Origin of the sequence: Methermicoccus shengliensis DSM 18856 (genome assembly GCF_000711905.1) — an archaeon.
Classification (GTDB): Archaea; Halobacteriota; Methanosarcinia; order DSM-18856; family Methermicoccaceae; genus Methermicoccus; species Methermicoccus shengliensis.
In genome coordinates, this window is sequence record NZ_JONQ01000013.1 from 1 (window position 1) to 17631 (window position 17631).

Below are 17631 nucleotides of genomic sequence, written 5' to 3' on the forward strand. Positions count from 1 at the left end.
GTCCCGCTGGATGCGTGTGCCATGCGGTCCATGCGGTTCTTGAGCCCGGTTCGAACGTCACAAATGCAACCGTTACCCTGGGGGTTTTCCGGCCCAAGAAGGACGAGCTCGATGAACGCACTTCCTGTGAACAGCTCATCTGTACCCTTCGCAACACCTTTCGAGCCGTTTCTGACGATCTTCATGGGGATTCCTCCATATGTTTTTCCCAGAAACCTATTGCATCATCAATCAAGCGATTAATTCCTTCAACCATCTCTTGAACGTCCACATTTATATGCCACAAAAGTAAAGATGCTCTGAAGATTAGTGGAGTGGATCATATTCCTGTTCCAGATGTCCGGGAAAAGTTGGTTAAGGAATTAAGATCTCTCAAACCTAAGTTTGTTGCACCGGGACACGGTGTATGTATGAAAATTATTGGATGAATTGATTTATTTAGCGGCTTCGGGGCAGAACGCTTCGTCGCTTCGCTCTTCGCCTCGCTATCGCTCGGCCATATAACTAATGACAAAGGTTACAGAATCTTGACGAGTGTCGAGAAAATCGTGTTTGTTTTGGAAGGTAACTTAGAAGGTCATATATTAACTAAGAGTGTTGGCGAAAAAGGATATGGGTGCTGGGCAATTATGAGAAATGACGAAATAGATAAAAGCTGGATAAGTGAAGTTGAAAACTTCATTAACCTTCAACGATATGGTTTAAATAACACAAACGTTCAGAAACTCGTAGAAATATCCAAACAGCATTCAGCTGTTAAAAAATACCTCGAGATGCACCCCAATGCGACATACGAGGAGAGTATATCTGACATCTGATGGCATGGTGTACCAAGTTGATGAACAATAGAAGATAAAAGATTTTGAAAGCGTTGCTAGTATCGGTGGCAAACCTGTTGACGGCGAAGATCATTACTGTTGGGTGATTCATTGGTACGATCCTACGCCAGAGGTTGCTGTAGACTATATTGTTGACATTTACATTGATAGATATAGCTATGATATTGTGTTTGTCCAAGAAGCTTGGTAAAGGCTAAAATTCACAGAACATTATTCGAAATCACCATGAAAGATGTTTGAAACATGTTTGAAACTAGTCTCAAACAAGTTTCACACCCATGAATTTTATGCTGTTTCGTTCAGTTTGTTCACCTTTCTTCATAATTATTACCGATGTCTCAGAGTCAGACTGTCTAAATGGTCTCAATTTGACTAAATAATGTACGACAATCACTTTACAGCTATTCTCTTTTTCTATGAAGTTTTTAACGTTTACTGCTACCTACTACCCCACCCTACCTCACCAACAATAAGTTAACAGAGCCCAATTCCCCCCAGAGCCCAATTCCCCCACCCATTGAAATTGGTCCCCTTGCGAGGTGATTTTATGGAGCCCCCACCAAAGATGTGAGCTACACCTCTGATATGCTCAGAGGGTCGTATCGGATGGCTGGACATGCCACAAGGCACCTGCCACACGATGTACACTCCTCTGAGGTCATTGCCCTCTTTTCGATTGAGATAGCTCCCACTGGACAGTATGGTATGCACACGCCACATCCAGTGCACGCATAAGCCCTTCTGATGAGCTTTTCGGCAAGCTCCAGCGCCCTCTTGGCATCCTTCTCGTCCTTAGCCCTTGCCACCACTGCGCCAGAGGCGTATATGTGCACTGTTGCCCTCTTTCCATGGACGATTACCACCTCCTCCGTGCACACCGTCCTTCCAAGCGGGCGAAGCTGTCCACTCTCGGCGAGCATGGGTATGTCCAGTCCAGAGGAGAACCTGCCCTCGGCACTGATCCCGCCAGTGCACGTCCTGCCACCAGAGGTCATGGAGAACTCGAGGGTTGTGGAGGATGGAGTTGGTCTCGTCTCAATCCCGAGGTTGTGTGCGAGCTGTGCGAGCTCCTGGGGTGGCTCACTCCATCTCCAGAGCCCGAGCATTGCCCACATATCGCTCAGCCCATGAGTGTTTGAATAGTGGAGCAGCGCCTCCTCCCATCGCCTGCTGAGCTGGGGATGTGTGTGTTTCAGGGAGTGCAGGTCTGCCACGCTGGAGGAGGGGCACATCCAGCACCCTATTCTGTCATAGCCCACCTCGTAGAGAGGGTTGTATGGGGCGTTCTTGGAGAAAAGATAGAGCCATACGTGCATTGCCGTCCAGTGCTGTATCGGCGATGCGCCCACCTGATTGATGACCCATGGATTCTTCCACACCCTGCCACTCCTCGCCCTCGCCTCGGACTCATATCTTCGCTGTCCGATGAAGGAGAGGCATCCCTCTGGATAGTGCTCTGCTATCAGCCTTGCCAGCGGTCCAAGCTTGCACACCTTGCAGCACCACCTCATGTCCACCGAAGGGGGGCCAAACGTTGACAGGGACTGCCAGAATGCGTCTTCTGCGTTGCTTTCCACGAGCCTTAAGCCATAGGTATCCACCACCTCATGCACGTTTTCGAGGGTCTCGGGAAACTCGAGGCCCGTGTTGGCAAACAGCACATCCACCCTGTCCAGCACCTCAAGGCACAGCAGCAGCACTGCAAGGCTGTCCTTTCCTCCAGAGTAGGATACCGTGATGGGTAGAGACGAGTGCTCGACCATCCTCTGGATGAACGCCAGTGCCTCCTCCCGAAATGCACTCATCACGTGAGAGTTTGCTCTCACGAGCGCCCCTCTGAGCTCGCGCTCGCTGCCGAAGTGCACAGCCTCGAGGGGCACCCCACCCCTTCGCCACCTGACCTTTACCGCAACACCCCTGCCACCTCGCATGTGCCCTGCATCCATCCTCGCCCTGCCGCACGCGATGGGTGTATCGCCACAGTACACCACCACCTCGTCCCCTGCCCTGACCTCCGGGCTCACGGAGAGCACACCGGGGGCGAGCACACTTCCCCCCGAGCATATGGACTCCATCGCTCCCTTATCCACCTCAACCACCCCCCGGCTGGGCTCCATAGCTCTGGCAGCCTCCAGCCTCGGAAGGAATACCCACCTCATCCCCTCGAGCTCGAATCTCATCGAGCCCAGCACACATCCACGCGCTATCACCTCGTCCATTCTGTCCACGTAGGGCACCTTGGAGAGCACCACTGGCTCATGGGGACTCAGAATTTCGCATCCAAACTGTCTCTGGGTGCACTCGTTGATGCGGCGTATGTCGGTTTCGAAGGCGGGCCTGACGTCGTATGGAGGCGTTAGCCCTATCTGCCTCGTGGCGCCGCCACATATTCCGCATACCTTATCCAGCACGGGCACGCCACAGTGCTCACACCAGTGCAGGTGGTTTTTTCCAAGCTCAGGCCTTCCCCTCTTTCGCCTCTTTTTCATCCATACCCTCCTCGGGCACGTCCCCCTCGGGAAGCTGCACCACCTCCACGCCCGCATTCTCGAAGAACTCCAAGGCCTTGGTGTCTGGATAGCTGTTTTTGAACACCACCCGCTTTATCTTGGCATTAATGAGCATCTTGGCACACAGGATGCAGGGCTGATGGGTGCAGTACAGCGTTGCACCCTCGGTGCTCACGCCATGAAGCGCTGCCTGTATGATGGCGTTCTGCTCTGCGTGCACAGCTCTGCACAGCTCGTGGCGCTCTCCAGAGGGAATGTTGCTCTGCTGGCGCAGACATCCGAGCTCGAGGCAGTGCACCATTCCAGAGGGAACACCATTGTAGCCCGTGGAGAGAATGCGCTTATCTCTCACCAGCACAGCACCCACTCTCGTTCTGAGGCAGGTGGAGCGGCTCGATACCACCTCCGCAATCCTCATGAAGTACTCGTCCAGCGATGGTCTCTTCTCACAGCTCATCTTGGACACTGAATTGGACGATGCCAATATATGCTTTGTCCCAAAGAGTCCTTATATAGCTCCAACCAAACGTGTGTTGGGATGTACATGCTCACGAAGGAGGAGGGAAGGCTGGCAGTGGTTCTGGCAAGAGAGGCGATAGAGAGCTATCTGAAAGAGGGGAGGCGAATAGAGCCCTCTGGGCTTCCCAAGGTGTTCGAGGAGAAAAGGGGAGTGTTCGTTACTCTCCACAGAGTGGGGGATGGCAAGGAGCTTAGGGGATGCATAGGCTTTCCATACCCCATCCACCCCCTGAAGGAGGCAATCGTGGAGGCTGCGATAAGCGCTGCCATTTCTGATCCAAGGTTTCCTCCCGTCAGTGCATCGGAGCTGGAGCACATCGTGGTGGAGCTCACGGTGCTCACAGAGCCGACACCCGTAAGATGCAGCCCACGCGAGCTTCCAGAGCACATCGAGATTGGAAAACACGGTCTGATGGTGAGGTATGGCCCCCATCAGGGGCTGCTGCTGCCCCAGGTGGCTCCAGAGCACGGCATGGATGAGGTGGAGTTTCTCTGCCACACGTGTCTTAAGGCTGGCTTGAGCCCCGACATGTGGCTGGATGAGAGGACTGAGGTGTGCACTTTTGAAGGGCAGATATTCGAGGAGGTCGAGCCAGGGGGCGATGTGGTGGAAAAGAGCGTGTGCTAAAGCTCGAGCGTACCCCTCCTGTTTGCCCAGCACCCAATGTTAACGGCCACTGGAAGCGACGCCGTGTGGCAGTGGGCATACATCACCCTGACGCCCAGCGCGGTGATGTCTCCTCCGAGCCCCATGGCACCAATCCCGAGGGCATTTATCTTCCGATACAGTGAGTGCTCCAGCTCATCCATGGTGCCGATGGGCTCGAGCAGTGCCCTTTTTGCCAGGAGTGCACACCCATCGAACGAGCCCCCCACACCCACACCCACAACCACAGGTGGGCAGGGAAGCCCCCCAGCCCTGTGCACACACTCCACCACGAATCGCTCCACATTGTCCACCTCACTGGGCTTGAGCATCGTTGCACAGCTCATGTTCTCAGAGCCTGCCCCTTTTGGCATGTAGGTGATGCGGAGCCCATCTCCCTCTGTGAGGTGGTACTTTATCTCTGGCATTCCCGTGCCAGTGTTGTCCCTCGCATTCTCTCTTGTCAGGGGGTGTACGGTGTTGGGTCTGAGTGGTACATCGAGCGTGGCCCGCCTTACCGCCTCCACGATTGCGCGCTCAACGTCTATCTCGAGAACACGCTCCCTTCCGAGCTCAACGAAGAATATCGGAAGGCCGGTGTCCTGACAGATGGGAACTCCCATCTGCTCTGCAAGCTCGATGTTCCTCAGAATGGCCTCAAGGCACATTTTGGCGGGCTCATGGCTCTCTGCTGCATGTGCCCGCACTATGGCAGCCTTCACATCATCTGGCAGTGAAAGCTGTGCCCTTCGTATGGTCTCGACGAGCTTTTCCACCACCCCATCAAAGTCCATGCACTCTCCTGTGCACCTTGCCTTATTAACTCATCGCATGGGATGCACGTCCTCTCTCTCAAACCTCACCAGCGGCTTGGCAAGATGCCTTCTGGCACATGGTGGCACCTCATAGAGCCCCTTCTCAATCCCCCTTTCCAGTGGAGCCCACACCCTTGAGGGATGGCGGGTGTGGCATCTTGAGCACCTGAACCCCTTGTTTCTGCCTGCGGACTCCATGCTCCTGTTGCATACGGGACACGTGGGGTTTTTGGGCACCGCCCTCACCAGCTCGACCACCTCGAGCTTTTCGAGGTTTAACACCCCCTCCTGATATGCACCCCACACTCTGACCACATCGCCAGCTATGAGCTTCCTCACGATATTTCTGAACTGCTTGGTGGGCTCGAATGCTGCACACATCAGCTCTCTCTCGCCATCTGCAATGGAGAAGAACACGTGCCCTCCTCTTATGGTGTAGGGTGGCTTTGATACCACACCCCTCACGATGTAGCTCTCACCCTCCACGAGGTGCCCAATGGTGCCCTCCTGGAGGTGCACATCGGTGCCCTGGTTGGTCTTGAACACCATCACGTGGGCCGCCCTCTCACACTCGATTTTGGAGAACACCTCCAGCACGGCATCCTCGCTCTCTCCGCGGATGCCAAGCAGCACGGGACATCGGGTGTTGGGCACGCACACGAGCTCCCTGTTGGCAATGTCCACGGTGTCCCATGTCCTTGGGTATGAGCTGGCATCTGCCCTGAACACCGAGCTGGCATTCACCACTCTTGGTCTTCCCCACATCTTTCTGTCCCTGTAGGCGATGAGCTCATAGGTGTGCTCTGGCAGCACTTGGCTTGTGAACTCTGGCAGGTGTGTATCCACGAGGCATGTGATTGCAGCCGCCAGCGCCCCAATCCTCCCCCTTCCCAGCTTGAGATGAAAGCTCTGGATACCATGCTTGGTCAAGAGACGCTCCACTTCATCGAGGGACACGAGGTGGCGAATTGCCCGCATGGGAAATCCCAGCAGCTCCGGGCTGGTGCGAATGTGGGGAAGCAGCTCGTCCTGTATGAACACCACGCCAGGATGTGTGTTCTCACAGGAGAGCATGGAGAGGTGGGACACCTCCTCGATCACGATGTCCATCGCCTCCTTTACCGCTCCAGAAAAGTGGAATGCCACGGCGGCATTGCCCCTCGTCTTGAACTTCACATTTGGGTTGAGCCTGATGAGCATTGGATGGCTCGCCCTTCCCACGCTGCCGAGAGCCTTCACTAAGTGGGCACACAGGTATGTGGTGCACATACCATCTGGGGAGTCGGTGTCGTCGATGCCTATGAACATCTCTTGAATGTTACATCACAAATGCTTAAAATGGTTGGGTAAGAGGAAGGTGTATGTTTGAGGTGCTCGCAAGGCACTACCTTGCCAGGCTGGGCAGGCTCACTCTCGGTGAGACGTACTACACTCCGATGATTATCGAGCGTGGCTCGGCGCTCGAGCACAGGATACTGGAGACGAAGAGTGCATGGGCTCCCAGCGTGCCCCAGAGGGAGGGGGGCGAGCATGTGCTCGTGCTTCCTCACAAGTGCCCTCCAGCGTCTCTGAGGGAAGAGGCCACGTCGTTTTACCGCTCGTTGAAAGCGTTGAAAGGCGATTTTTTGTATGCCGAACTGTGTGAGAGCCCGGGCCCAAAGGGAGAGGTGGTGTGTCCTGCGACACCAGAGCTGGTACCAGAAAGGGAGCTGTACGTGCTGGGCGCTGCCCAGAGCATGAGACGGGAGCCAAGATTGTTCGTGGAGTGCATGCTTGCCCTCAGGGAGCGCCAGCCCTACAACGTCCCTGTATATGCTCCAGCCCTCGCCGAGCCCGCAAACCTCGCAGTTCTGGTGCTCTGTGGGGTTGACCTCGTGGACGATGTGGCGTGCCTCGATGCCGCCATGAAGGGCGAGGCATTCACGCGCGAGGGCAGATTACAGCGGGAAGAGCTCGTGTGTCACTGCCCAGAGTGCCATGAGAGGAAGGAGGACGAGCAATCCTTTGAGGAGAGGCTGGAGAGTGTTTATCGGCACAACCTGTGGATGCTGAGAGAGGAGATGGAGTCCGTCAGGCATCACCTTGCCATGGGAAGGCTCAGGGAGTATGCAGAGGCCAAGAGGGGCTTTAGCAACTGGGCGTGCGTGGCGATGAGCATTCTCGACTCCATGTATGGGAGGGTGGAGCCCTTCGTGCACGTCTATTCAGCCACACCCCTGCGGGCAAACACCGAGCTTAGCCTTAGAAGGGTGGAGGTGCTTAGGTTTGCCAGCAGGGTGATGGAGAGGTTCACGCCCCGCACATGCGACACACTGGTGCTGCTGCCATGCTCTGCCAGAAAGCCCTACTCCACCTCGCCCAGCCACAGGGCATTCATGCGCATCACTGGCAGGTTTGATGTGCAGGAGGTGGTAATCACCTCACCCCTTGGGGTGGTGCCCCGTGAGCTTGAGCTGGTGTATCCCTGTGCGCACTATGACATACCCGTGAGCGGGATATGGAGTGAGGATGAGATTGCGTGGGGCACCCGCTGCCTCACTCGCTTTTTGGAGCGCACACACTATGAGAACATCGTGGTGCATGCAGAGGGAGGCTTTCTCGAGGTGTGCAGGAGGGCTACTCGAGAGATGGGCTATGAGCCCATCTACACCTGTGAGGGAGCCCCCACGAGTCCAGAATCCCTGAGGGCGCTAAAGGAGGCCCTCGAGCGGATGGCACAGCCAGCTCCCAGAAGGGGGATGGGTGATGCTGTGCGCGCCATGTGCGACTACCAGTTCGGAGCAGGGCTCTCTGAGCACCTCATACAAGGGAATATGAGGCTGGAGGGCAGGTATCCACGTCTTCGGGTGTACGAGCAGGGCAGGCACCTGTTTAGCACTGTGCCCGAGCATGGGAAGCTCTCGCTCTCGGTACTTGCTGGGGAGCGCTTGCTTCAATGCGATGCCTACAAGGTGAGCATAGGGGAGTTCGTGCCCCATGGCTCAATCACGGTGCGTGGCATCACATCGGTGAGCCCCGAGGTCAGGGCAGGGGACGAGGTGGTGTTCTACGGCGAAAGATGCATGGGGGTTGGCACGGCGCTTATGGGTGCAACCGAGATGCAAAGCTCCACCTATGGAGCGGCAATCAGTGTCAGGGGGTACAGGGAGCTATGATGGCAAGGGTCTCGGAGATACCCATATACGCTGCGTGCCCCCTGAGGCTAAGGCTCGTGCGTGAGGGAAGGCACCTGTGGGGAGACGAGCAAAGGCACGCCCTTCGTATTGTGCACAAGGAGTGGGCGCTTCGATACCACCTTGCCCTTGCCGATGACAGAGCCTCTATTGTGGAGGGGCTTCTTCGCGAGCTCTCGTGGGTGAAGGACAACGTCGCTCGCATTCATCCAGAGATCGAGCAGAGCACGCTATCTCATGTGGCAAGTGAGCTTGCCGCACTGGCTGGTGAGGTGGCAAGGGGCCTTGAAGTGCTCGCAAAAGATGGAAGGGGCTGGATGATAGAGCCGCTGAAGATACAGCACACGATGTATAGCGATGAGTTGGGACTCAGCGGGACGGTGGATAAGCTCGTTGGGGATGGTGATGATGGACTCATTCCATCCATCATAAGGACTGGGAATGCCCCATCGGTGGGTGTGTGGGCGATGGACAGGCTGCAGGCTACGGGATACGCCCTGCTGATGGAGGAAGAGGGGGAAAGGCCCAAATGGGCACAGGTTGAGTATGCCTCGGCGGGCGTAGTGAGGAGGTTTCCCATAAGGGCAGCAGAGAGGCGGGAGTGCCTGAGGTGCATAGAGGGTATCCACACTCTGAACGAGAGGGCAAAGCCCAACTACAGGGCATGTGCAAGATGTCCTCTTAAGGATGAGTGCCCAACAAGGGGAACGCTGCTCTCAAGGCTCCTTGGCCGATTCTGAGGAAAAATCTATATACCTGTGTGATAGTGGGGATACGTGCGCGCCAGTAGTGTAGCGGTTATCACTAGGCGTTGCCAACGCCTAAACTCGGGTTCGAATCCCGACTGGCGCATTGGGATTGTGGATTGAAATCCACACCCTCAGGAAAAGAGAGTTGGTTTTATGGCTCTTTTTGTCCATCCTGCACAGACTAACATCAAAGCTAGTTCACACCGATTCACACATCATTTTTACTCTTAACAATGTTTGGAGCCCCCATCGCTATTTAAATGATATTGGGAGCTGAAAAATCAGTAGAGGGGGCAGAAAGCCATTGGGATGTGAATGGTACCTCCCCGTTTGAATCATTGCAACTTGAGGGTGCCCAGTTTTCGAAACGTTGAAGTATGTGCCAGAAAAAGCCAGAACGCAATGTCGAGGCTCGCCCCCTTTATAGAGCTAATAAAGCCCAAGCAGACCACCCTGCTGATGATCACCTGTGCGGTGGCGTATTTCGTTGCCGCCGAACACAACATCAGTGCAGCCCATTTTGTTCTGAGCATGCTGGCGGTGCTGCTGGCGGTTGCGGGCACCACGGCTCTCAACATGTGGCTGGACATGGACATCGATGTGCTAATGCCCAGAACGAAAAACAGACCCCTGCCGTCTGGCAGGCTTGCCCCATGGGCATGTGCCCTGTACGGCTCTGCCCTGTTTGCAGCTGGCATGTTTTTTGGGCTGATGCTCAGCATCTCTCTTGCAGCCGTGCTCGCCCTCGGGCTGCTCTTCGACATCCTCGTGTACACCGTGATTCTAAAGCGCAAGAGCCCCTATTCGATTGTGCTTGGAGGCGTGGCTGGGGCGATGCCCTCGCTTGCCGGCTGGACTGCTGCCCGTGGGGCTGTTGAGCCTGCTGGAATTGTGCTCTCCCTCATAGTGCTGGTATGGATTCCCGCCCACATCTGGTACCTATCCATGTACTTTGAGGAGGATTACCGCCTGTCTGGGGTGCCCATGCTTCCCCTCGTTGTGGGGATGGAGAGGACATCGTGGATGATCGTGATTGGTGTCTCCACCATGCTGGTGCTCGTGGGAGTGGTGTTCTTGCTGCTCCCCCTTGGCTACGCCTATCTTCTGACCTCGGTGCTGATTACGTCGTATCTGCTTTACCGCTCTGTGAGGTTTGCCCTCTCTCCATCGAGGGAGGAGGCAAGAGGAATGTACAGGCTTGCGAGCATTACGCTGGGTGCAGTGTTTTGCTCCATGGTGGTTGGTGTGGTGGTGTAGCTCATTGAGATGCCTCAATGGATGGCACACCCAACAGCAAACTTTTTATAGAAGGACAAACATCCCATAAACCGCTTCAAAGTCATTGGAGGGATAAAAAATGGCACAGTACATGGGACAGCCTATATTCATTCTGAAGGAGGGAACGCAGAGAACGAGGGGCAGGGATGCCCAGTATAACAACATCATGGCGGCCAAGGCAGTTGCCAATGCCGTGAAGACCACCCTTGGTCCAAAGGGTATGGACAAGATGCTCGTGGACCCCTTGGGCGACATCGTAATCACCAACGATGGTGTGACCATCCTCAAGGAGATGGACATCGAGCACCCCGCCGCCAAGATGGTGGTGGAGGTCGCCAAGACACAGGACGATGAGGTGGGCGATGGCACGACCACTGCCGCCGTGCTGGCTGGAGAGCTGCTGGAGAAGGCCGAGGACTTGCTCGAGCAGGATGTTCACCCCACCATCATCGCATCTGGATACAGGCTTGCCTCCAAGAAGGCAGAGGAGATTCTCAATGAGTTTGCCACCCCAGTGTCTGCCGACGATGAGGAGGTGCTGACCAAGCTTGCCGTCACCGCCATGACCGGAAAGGGTGCAGAGAGTGCAAGGGACAAGCTTGCCAAGATATGTGTGGACGCCGTGAGGGCCGTGGTCGAGGAGAGCAATGGCAAGAAGGACGTGGACATCGACAACATCAAGGTCGAGAAGAAGGTGGGCGGCAGCATCGAGGACACCACGATGGTCAACGGCATGATCATCGACAAGGAAAGAGTGCACGCCAACATGCCCAAGAAGGTATCGAATGCCAAGATTGCCCTGCTGTCGTGTGCCATCGAGCTCAAGGACACCGAGGTGGACGCCGAGATTCAAATCACCTCTCCAGACCAGCTCCAGCAGTTCCTCGACCAAGAGGAGAAGATGCTCAAGGACATGGTGCAGAAGATTGTAGATGTGGGCGCCAATGTGGTGTTCTGCCAGAAGGGCATCGACGACATGGCTCAGCACTTCCTCTCCAAGGCTAAGGTGCTTGCCGTCCGAAGAGTGAGGAAGAGCGACATCGAGAAGCTCTCCAGAGCGACGGGTGGCAAGATCATCACGAGCCTCGATGACATCAAGCCCGAGGACCTCGGAGAAGCAGAGCTGGTAGAGGAGAGGAAGGTGGGCACCGAGGACATGATCTTCGTGACTGGCTGCAAGAACCCCAAGTCTGTGTCCATCCTCGTGAGGGGAGGCACAGAGCACGTGGTCGATGAGGTCGAGAGAGCACTCACCGACGCCCTCAGGGTGGTCGAGGCAGCCGTCGAGACCGAGAAGCTCGTGGCTGGCGGTGGCGCGCCCGAGATAGAGCTGGCTCTCAGACTCAGGGAGTACGCCAACACCCTGAAGGGCAGGGAGCAGCTCGCAGTGCAGGCATTTGCCGACTCGTTGGAGATCATTCCGAGGATGCTCGCGGAGAACGCAGGGCTTGACCCAATCGACAAGCTGGTTGAGCTCAGAAGTGCCCATGAGGATGGTAAGGTCAATGCAGGGCTGGACGTGTTCACGGGCGAGGTCGTGGACATGTGGGAGAAGGGCGTAATCGAGCCCCTGAAGGTCAAGACCCAGGCCATCTCCTCGGCAGCAGAGACTGCCGTGATGGTGCTGAGGATAGACGATGTGATTGCCGCCAGCAAGGAGAAGGAAGGCGGCGAGGGCGGCACGCCCGACATAGGTGGAGAGGGCGGCACGGGAGACTTCGAGTAAGTCTCCCACCTTTTTTCACCTCTATACAATTGCTACAACATTGTTGCCTTTGTTGCAGGCACATACGCCAATGAGCCGATGGGATAGTATCCTGAGGGCCTGCAGAGTTCCCCCCATCTTTTTGTGCTAACCATAAACACTGCCCCCAAACCCTAAAATACACATACATACACACTGTGGAGCATGGCAACAAAGACCATCAGCATCTGTGAGGAAGCATATGAGAGGCTGAAGAGCCTTAAGACAGGAAAGGAGAGCTTCTCTGATGTGATACTCAAGTATTATCCCAAGAGAAGGAACATCAAGGAGATACTTGCAGCACTTGAGCCCAACCCAGAGCTTGCAGATGCCATAGAGGCTGGCTTGGAGCCTCACAGGATGGGCAAGAAGGAGGAGTGAACCTCATGCCAGTGATGGACACATCATTTCTGGTGGATGTCTTGAGGGGGACAGATGAAGTCATCCAGAAGATGAAGGAGTTAGAGGACGCATTAGGGAGCTTCTCAAGCCCATTGAAATTTTAAGAGTTTGATGAGCTCATCGCAGCTCTAACATTATGGCATGATGGCTGGATAATGACCTCTGACAGCTGGATAAACCTCTGACAGTGGATAATAACCTCTGACAGTGATTTTTACAATGTGCCCCATCTTAAGGGTCATAGAGTATAAGCCAAAATAGGCTGTTGATTTGTCAATCAACACTTCTCCAAAACCCCTAAATAGTGGAACGGTAAGGGAGGATTGCATAAAGTTATGCAAAGCCAAAACGATATGTTGCAAGCGATTTTAACCCACAAGTGTCCCGATGGGGTAGCGGATATCCTGAGGGCCTGCGGAGCCCTTGACCCGGGTTCGATTCCCGGTCGGGACATCTCTATACCCTGTGGGCGAGCCCTGTTATGTCCTCGAGGGTCAAGCCCCTTTCTTTGAGGAACTGCTCGAGCCCTGTGGCGATGTGGGAGAACACCTCGGCATCCCTCACCACCGCAGAGCCTATCTGCACGGCACGCGCTCCGGCCATCATGTACTCCACCACGTCCTGCCACTCATTTACCCCCCCAACGCCAATTATGGGTATGTCCAGCACCTCGTAGAGTTCATACACGCACCGCACCCCCACGGGCTTTATGGCAGCCCCCGATAGCCCCCCAAACCTGTTTGCGAGAATGGGATGTCCAGAGTGTATGTCGATTGCCATCGCCTTGAGCGTGTTGATTGCCACCACCGCATCGGCACCCCCCTCCTGCGCGGCCAGCCCTATGGCAGATATGCTGGAAACATTGGGCGTCAGCTTTGCCCACACGGGCACGTCCACCACGTCCTTCACGGCACACACAACCTCCCTTACCGCCTTGGGGTCGGCTCCTATGTCTGCCCCATACCCTTCCGCATGTGGGCAGCTGAGGTTGAGCTCGAATGCGTGAGGAGAGAGCACGCTGGCCGCAAGCGCGAACTCCTCGGGGGTAGAGCCGAATATCGAGGCTATCACCACGACCCCCTCTTGCTTCACCCTCTCCACATCCTCTGCAAACGCCTCTGCCGAGGGATTGGGGAGTCCCATGGCATTGAGCAGCCCACCCTCCACCTCTATCACCGTGGGGTTGGGATATCCCTCCCTTGGCAAAAGGCCCAGCGACTTTGTTACCACTGCGCCAGCTCCAGCCCTCGCCATGCGCAGCAGGGCAGATGCCGAGCTGCCCATGATTCCCGAGGCGAGGATGAGGGGGTTTTTGAGCTGAAGTTTCGTCAGGGTGCACGAGAGCATCGGGCTCAACTTCGAGCCCCACTTATATAAAGTCCTCCGTTATAAAGTCCTCCGTTTCCCCCCATACTACATCTTAAATAGGTTGAGCAGGATGCTGAGCACTGCATGAACATCCTGGCCGATGTGGGAGGTCGTCCTGGGCACGACTGTCGGGGCTTTTGTGCATACTGCTACTTCAAGGGAGCAAAGCTCACCGAGCCCTTTGGGTGTAGGCACTGTCTGCCCTTCAAGAAAGGGTGTGCATACTGTGAGAGCAGCATCATCGAGCGCTATCCCTCTTTCAAGCCACTGGAGATGGTGGTATCTGAGGTGAACCGCACCCTTCGGACAGCCCCATCGGTGGAAAAGTTCACAATCAGCGGAGGCGGAGATTTGAGCTGCTATCCCGCGCTTTTCACCCTCACAGAGCTGATGGGGGAGCTTGATATACCCATTCACCTTGGCTACACCAGCGGCAAGGGATTTGATGATGTCTCTTGTGCAGAGAGGCTCATCAGTCATGGTGTGAGCGAGGTCTCGTTCACAGTGTTCTCCACAGAGCCAGCACTTCGGAAGAGATGGATGGGGGACCAGAGTCCCAGTGCATCTATCGAGTGCCTCGAGAGGTTCTCTCAGTCATGTGATGTGTATGCCGCATCGGTGCTCATACCCGGCGTGAACGATGGGGCAGAGCTGTATCGCACGTGTGAGCGTCTTGAGGAGATGGGCGTTGCAGGGCTCATCCTGATGCGATTTGCAAACGAACCCTCTCAGGGGCTCATACTCAACAACGCTCCAATCCTGCCCGGCATCATTCCCCACACAGTGGAGCAGTTCAGGGACATCGTGCTGGATGTGGCGAGGCAGTTTTCCTTCAGGGTGGTGGGCACCCCCCTGCTCGATGCGCAGGTGGGCTCCCCCTTCTCAATCCTCGAGGACGAGGAGATGTTGAGAAGCCTCCCCAAGGTGAGGAAGGGGGCGACCCTCATCACTGGCAGGGTGGCACGACCCATGCTCGCAGCACTTTTCGAGCTGCTCGGCGCAGAAGAGGTGAATGTGGTGGGGGTGGATGTGGACATCGCCGACCTCATCACGGCGAGGGACTTAGCGAGAGTGAACCTCTCAGAGCTGAAGGAGACTGTAATCGTGCCCGGGAGGGTTCTCGTGCACGACGCAGAGCTTAAGAGGATGCTGTGTGCCGATGGCGTGGACAGGCTCATCCGCCGGGGTCCCGACAAGCTCACCCTCGATGGGGAGATGAGTATTTCCATGACAAAGGAGGAGGTGCTTGCCTTCGAGAGGGAGCAGCTGTGCGAACTCATCTCGCTCATCAATGCCGTGGGCGTATAGTGGCTTTTTACAAAAGCCAGCAAAACAGCGCATTAAGGGGGATGGCACAGCCATCCTCCATTAATCCACTCACGTCGGCTTTTTACAAAAGCCGGCAAAATAGCGCATTAAGGGGTGTGGCTTAGCCACACCCCATTAATCCACTCACGTGCCAGCTTCGTTAAGCTGATTTGACTCAGCCTCTGAGGGGACCCCCTCCTTGCCATTGGCTGGGATGGGCTGAGGCTTTTCCTCTAACCCCACGGCCTCTAAGAACTTGCGCGTGATTACCTCGTCCACGAGCTTGATTAGCCTGTCTTTCTCCTTGATGTCCTTGAAAAGACCAAGGGGTATCTGTGCTCCAGCAGCGGTGGAGTGCCCCCCCGCATTCTTACCATAAGCCCGCCTCATCACCTCGCCGAGGTTGAGCCTGATGTCCTTTGTCCTCGATGAGATGTATATCATGTCATCCGTGATTCCGAACACCAGCACTGTCAGTATCCCCTCTAGCCTCAGCAGGTTCTCGGCAGCTTGAGGAATCACATCCCTGTCCTTTATTACTCCAACGTTCGAGATCAGATAGCTGCCCCTGATCTTTTTGTTGAATATGGCAATGGCAATGGCATCCAGTGTCTCGGTGGAGATGGAGGGGTTCTCTATCTGGGAGAGAATCTCGTGGTCTGCATAGGGGTATAGGTGGGCTGCAGCCATGAAGTCCTGGGGAGTTATCTGTTTTGTGAAGCCCTTCGTATCAGTGCGGATGCCGTATAACAGGGCTGTGGCGAGCTTTTCATCGAGGGGAAGTCCAAGCTCTGTGAAGTACTCTGCCATTATGGTGGCGGTGGCTCCAAGCTCGGGTCTTATATCCACGAACTCGGCATGCACCTCACCCTCATGCGGGTGGTGGTCGATTACGATGGACACGTGGGCATCCTCGGGCACCACGTTGTTCACACCCGGCTTAGTGCAATCCACCAATGCCAGCATGGAAAACTCCGCAAGCTCGTGCTCCTCCACCTTCTCGAGTTCGATGCCAAGCAGGTTGACGAGTGCCTTGTTCTCCTGATGTCCTATCTCCCCATGGTATAGGATGGTGGACTCCACATTCATGAGGGCTGCCATCTCCTGCAGGGCGAGTGCACTGCTTATTGCGTCTGGGTCTGGATTGTCGTGCACGATGATGCCCAGTCTTTTACCGTGTGCCCTCATGAGCACGTCGAGAAGCAGCTTTGCCCTTGTGTGCACCTCCTCCTTTTCGATGGTGTGCCTTACCACCTTGGCAATCTCCAGGTGGGGCACGAGAACGAGGTCGGCTCCCATGTTCTCAAGCGCTTCTCTCTGCTGGAGGCTCTCTGCTCTGCATATAACGTACGCGTGGGGGACAAGCTTTTTCACGATAGACAGGGCCTTTTTGTTCACTGCGCCCTGTGATGTTGTGATGAGCACCGCCCTGAGCTTCCCGAGCCTCATCCCCTTCAGAATGCTCTCGTCGGTGAAGTCGCCAAACAGCGCATCCAGGTCCTGCTCGACGAACGTGTTCACCTTGGTGGAATCATTGTCTATGATGAGCACCTTCCCTCGCTCTGAGAGGGCCTTGGCAATCGCAAAACCCATCGTCCCTCCTCCCAGCACGAGGTACTCTGGCTCGAGGTCAGGCTCGCCCCTTTCCTTTACATCTTCTTGGATGTCTGCTGTCTTTGAGTTCGTGATGGAGATTCCTCCAACTCACAGTGCTGCTACGACCCTCTACACCATGCCATCCTTAAGAGCTTTTCGAAAACTGCTATGTGGTGTTCTCGCCGCCTATCTTCACAGCAGCCTTCTCCATGACCTCCTTGCTGACGTATATGGGGGCTCCAGCCCTTATGCATAGCGCAATGCAATCACTCGGTCTGGCATCCACACAGACCTCTCTCCTCTCCTCTCCAAAGTACTCCTCGATGTAGAGTCTCGCATAAAACACGTTGTTATCGAGGTGGTCTATCACCACCCTGTCCACCGCTCCACCCATCTCATTGATGATGGAGACCATCAGGTCGTGGGTCAGGGGCCTTGGCATCGTTCTGCCCTCCAGGGCAATTGAGATGAAGTGAGCCTGAGCCTCGTCTATGAATATCGGAAGAATGAAGTCCCGATAGCCCTCCTCATCGGTTACCAAAGCCACAAATGGTCCGTTATCAGTGGCATACACACCCTTTACTTCCATCAAAAGTTCGCTCATTATGCCCCAAGCATATCTCTTAACTAATCTCTATTAAACCTTGTGCTGCCGTAAATTATATTTTTGTGCAGTGCCCATTG

The 17631-nt window shown here is 55.3% G+C and carries 16 protein-coding genes and 2 tRNA genes; 10 read left to right on the forward strand and 8 right to left on the reverse strand.

All coding sequences use genetic code 11. The annotated features are described in order from the left end of the window. On the reverse strand, positions 1 to 185 hold a 185-nt coding region (locus BP07_RS05250), incomplete at its 3' end, for a hypothetical protein (RefSeq protein WP_042686646.1). Positions 186 to 527: 342 nt separating this feature from the next. Here BP07_RS05250 and BP07_RS08810 point away from each other — a divergent pair. Next, positions 528 to 818 carry a hypothetical protein gene (locus BP07_RS08810; RefSeq protein ID WP_157203098.1) on the forward strand — a complete coding sequence of 97 codons (291 nt, stop codon included), beginning with the start codon at positions 528 to 530 and terminating at the stop codon, positions 816 to 818. Between the two features lie 593 nt (positions 819 to 1411). On the opposite strand, the gene BP07_RS05260 is transcribed toward BP07_RS08810, so the two are convergent. Both BP07_RS05260 and BP07_RS05265 read right to left on the reverse strand, forming a co-directional pair. Beyond that, entirely contained in the window at positions 1412 to 3328 is a 1917-nt protein-coding gene (locus BP07_RS05260; protein WP_042686650.1) for a phosphoadenosine phosphosulfate reductase domain-containing protein, read from the reverse strand. Then, positions 3297 to 3806 (reverse strand): deoxycytidylate deaminase, encoded by a 510-nt coding sequence (locus BP07_RS05265; protein WP_052353271.1) that lies wholly within the window; start codon positions 3804 to 3806, stop codon positions 3297 to 3299. The genes BP07_RS05260 and BP07_RS05265 overlap by 32 nt, the downstream gene beginning before the upstream one ends. Positions 3807 to 3893: 87 nt before the next feature. On the opposite strand from BP07_RS05265, the gene BP07_RS05270 reads away from it, so the two are divergent. Next, positions 3894 to 4496 carry a TIGR00296 family protein gene (locus tag BP07_RS05270; protein WP_211247064.1) on the forward strand — a complete coding sequence of 201 codons (603 nt, stop codon included), beginning with the start codon at positions 3894 to 3896 and terminating at the stop codon, positions 4494 to 4496. Here BP07_RS05270 and BP07_RS05275 read toward each other — a convergent pair. Together BP07_RS05275 and BP07_RS05280 are read right to left on the reverse strand one after the other, a co-directional pair. After that, positions 4493 to 5308 (reverse strand): fumarate hydratase, encoded by an 816-nt coding sequence (locus tag BP07_RS05275; RefSeq protein ID WP_042686654.1) that lies wholly within the window; start codon positions 5306 to 5308, stop codon positions 4493 to 4495. The genes BP07_RS05270 and BP07_RS05275 overlap by 4 nt on opposite strands. Before the next feature lie 30 nt (positions 5309 to 5338). Continuing rightward, positions 5339 to 6637 (reverse strand): tRNA(Ile)(2)-agmatinylcytidine synthase, encoded by a 1299-nt coding sequence (locus tag BP07_RS05280; protein ID WP_042686656.1) that lies wholly within the window; start codon positions 6635 to 6637, stop codon positions 5339 to 5341. Positions 6638 to 6690: 53 nt separating this feature from the next. Here BP07_RS05280 and arcS point away from each other — a divergent pair, with 53 nt between their 5' ends. The 7 genes from arcS to BP07_RS05315 all read left to right on the forward strand — a co-directional run bounded on the left by arcS (position 6691) and on the right by BP07_RS05315 (position 13128). Continuing rightward, positions 6691 to 8484 carry an archaeosine synthase subunit alpha gene (gene arcS, locus BP07_RS05285; protein WP_042686658.1) on the forward strand — a complete coding sequence of 598 codons (1794 nt, stop codon included), beginning with the start codon at positions 6691 to 6693 and terminating at the stop codon, positions 8482 to 8484. Further along, on the forward strand, positions 8481 to 9242 hold the full coding sequence (locus BP07_RS05290) for a PD-(D/E)XK nuclease family protein (RefSeq protein WP_157203099.1): 762 nt from the start codon (positions 8481 to 8483) through the stop codon (positions 9240 to 9242). Before arcS ends, BP07_RS05290 begins: the two co-directional genes overlap by 4 nt. A gap of 40 nt (positions 9243 to 9282) precedes the next feature. Further along, positions 9283 to 9354: transfer RNA gene (locus BP07_RS05295), tRNA-Gly, on the forward strand. A gap of 299 nt (positions 9355 to 9653) precedes the next feature. Further along, the gene (gene cyoE / locus BP07_RS05300) at positions 9654 to 10508 is read left to right on the forward strand and encodes a heme o synthase (RefSeq protein ID WP_042686662.1); all 855 of its coding nucleotides are present in this window, start codon (positions 9654 to 9656) and stop codon (positions 10506 to 10508) included. 100 nt (positions 10509 to 10608) lie between these two features. Then, positions 10609 to 12255, forward strand: a complete 1647-nt coding sequence (thsB, locus tag BP07_RS05305) for a thermosome subunit beta (RefSeq protein ID WP_042686664.1) — start codon at positions 10609 to 10611, stop codon at positions 12253 to 12255. 183 nt (positions 12256 to 12438) lie between these two features. After that, positions 12439 to 12654 carry an antitoxin VapB family protein gene (locus tag BP07_RS05310; protein ID WP_052353039.1) on the forward strand — a complete coding sequence of 72 codons (216 nt, stop codon included), beginning with the start codon at positions 12439 to 12441 and terminating at the stop codon, positions 12652 to 12654. 402 nt (positions 12655 to 13056) lie between these two features. Then, positions 13057 to 13128: transfer RNA gene (locus BP07_RS05315), tRNA-Arg, on the forward strand. A gap of 3 nt (positions 13129 to 13131) precedes the next feature. Here BP07_RS05315 and BP07_RS05320 read toward each other — a convergent pair. Beyond that, positions 13132 to 14022, reverse strand: coding sequence for a dihydroorotate dehydrogenase (locus tag BP07_RS05320; protein ID WP_042686665.1), 891 nt, complete (start codon positions 14020 to 14022; stop codon positions 13132 to 13134). A 105-nt stretch (positions 14023 to 14127) separates the two neighbouring features. Here BP07_RS05320 and mmp10 point away from each other — a divergent pair, with 105 nt between their 5' ends. Beyond that, on the forward strand, positions 14128 to 15351 hold the full coding sequence (mmp10, locus tag BP07_RS05325; protein ID WP_042686667.1) for a methyl coenzyme M reductase-arginine methyltransferase Mmp10: 1224 nt from the start codon (positions 14128 to 14130) through the stop codon (positions 15349 to 15351). 144 nt (positions 15352 to 15495) lie between these two features. On the opposite strand, the gene BP07_RS05330 is transcribed toward mmp10, so the two are convergent. After that, positions 15496 to 16962: a DHH family phosphoesterase gene (locus BP07_RS05330; RefSeq protein ID WP_277352328.1), complete on the reverse strand. Its 1467-nt coding sequence runs from the start codon at positions 16960 to 16962 to the stop codon at positions 15496 to 15498. Positions 16963 to 17113: 151 nt separating this feature from the next. Further along, on the reverse strand, positions 17114 to 17536 hold the full coding sequence (locus BP07_RS05335) for a bifunctional nuclease family protein (protein WP_052353272.1): 423 nt from the start codon (positions 17534 to 17536) through the stop codon (positions 17114 to 17116). Positions 17537 to 17631: the final 95 nt, after the last annotated feature.

Excerpts from the sequence above, each read along its gene's own strand:
- BP07_RS05310 (WP_052353039.1), top strand. The coding sequence starts at position 12,439 with ATGGCAACAAAGACCATCAGCATCTGTGAGGAAGCATATGAGAGGCTG.
- cyoE (WP_042686662.1), top strand. The coding sequence starts at position 9,654 with ATGTCGAGGCTCGCCCCCTTTATAGAGCTAATAAAGCCCAAGCAGACC.
- BP07_RS05260 (WP_042686650.1), bottom strand. The coding sequence starts at position 3,328 with ATGAAAAAGAGGCGAAAGAGGGGAAGGCCTGAGCTTGGAAAAAACCAC.
- mmp10 (WP_042686667.1), top strand. The coding sequence starts at position 14,128 with ATGAACATCCTGGCCGATGTGGGAGGTCGTCCTGGGCACGACTGTCGG.
- BP07_RS05290 (WP_157203099.1), top strand. The coding sequence starts at position 8,481 with ATGATGGCAAGGGTCTCGGAGATACCCATATACGCTGCGTGCCCCCTG.
- thsB (WP_042686664.1), top strand. The coding sequence starts at position 10,609 with ATGGCACAGTACATGGGACAGCCTATATTCATTCTGAAGGAGGGAACG.
- BP07_RS05270 (WP_211247064.1), top strand. The coding sequence starts at position 3,894 with ATGCTCACGAAGGAGGAGGGAAGGCTGGCAGTGGTTCTGGCAAGAGAG.
- BP07_RS05280 (WP_042686656.1), bottom strand. The coding sequence starts at position 6,637 with ATGTTCATAGGCATCGACGACACCGACTCCCCAGATGGTATGTGCACC.
- BP07_RS05320 (WP_042686665.1), bottom strand. The coding sequence starts at position 14,022 with ATGCTCTCGTGCACCCTGACGAAACTTCAGCTCAAAAACCCCCTCATC.
- BP07_RS05275 (WP_042686654.1), bottom strand. The coding sequence starts at position 5,308 with ATGGACTTTGATGGGGTGGTGGAAAAGCTCGTCGAGACCATACGAAGG.
- BP07_RS05265 (WP_052353271.1), bottom strand. The coding sequence starts at position 3,806 with ATGAGCTGTGAGAAGAGACCATCGCTGGACGAGTACTTCATGAGGATT.
- BP07_RS05335 (WP_052353272.1), bottom strand. The coding sequence starts at position 17,536 with ATGGAAGTAAAGGGTGTGTATGCCACTGATAACGGACCATTTGTGGCT.
- arcS (WP_042686658.1), top strand. The coding sequence starts at position 6,691 with ATGTTTGAGGTGCTCGCAAGGCACTACCTTGCCAGGCTGGGCAGGCTC.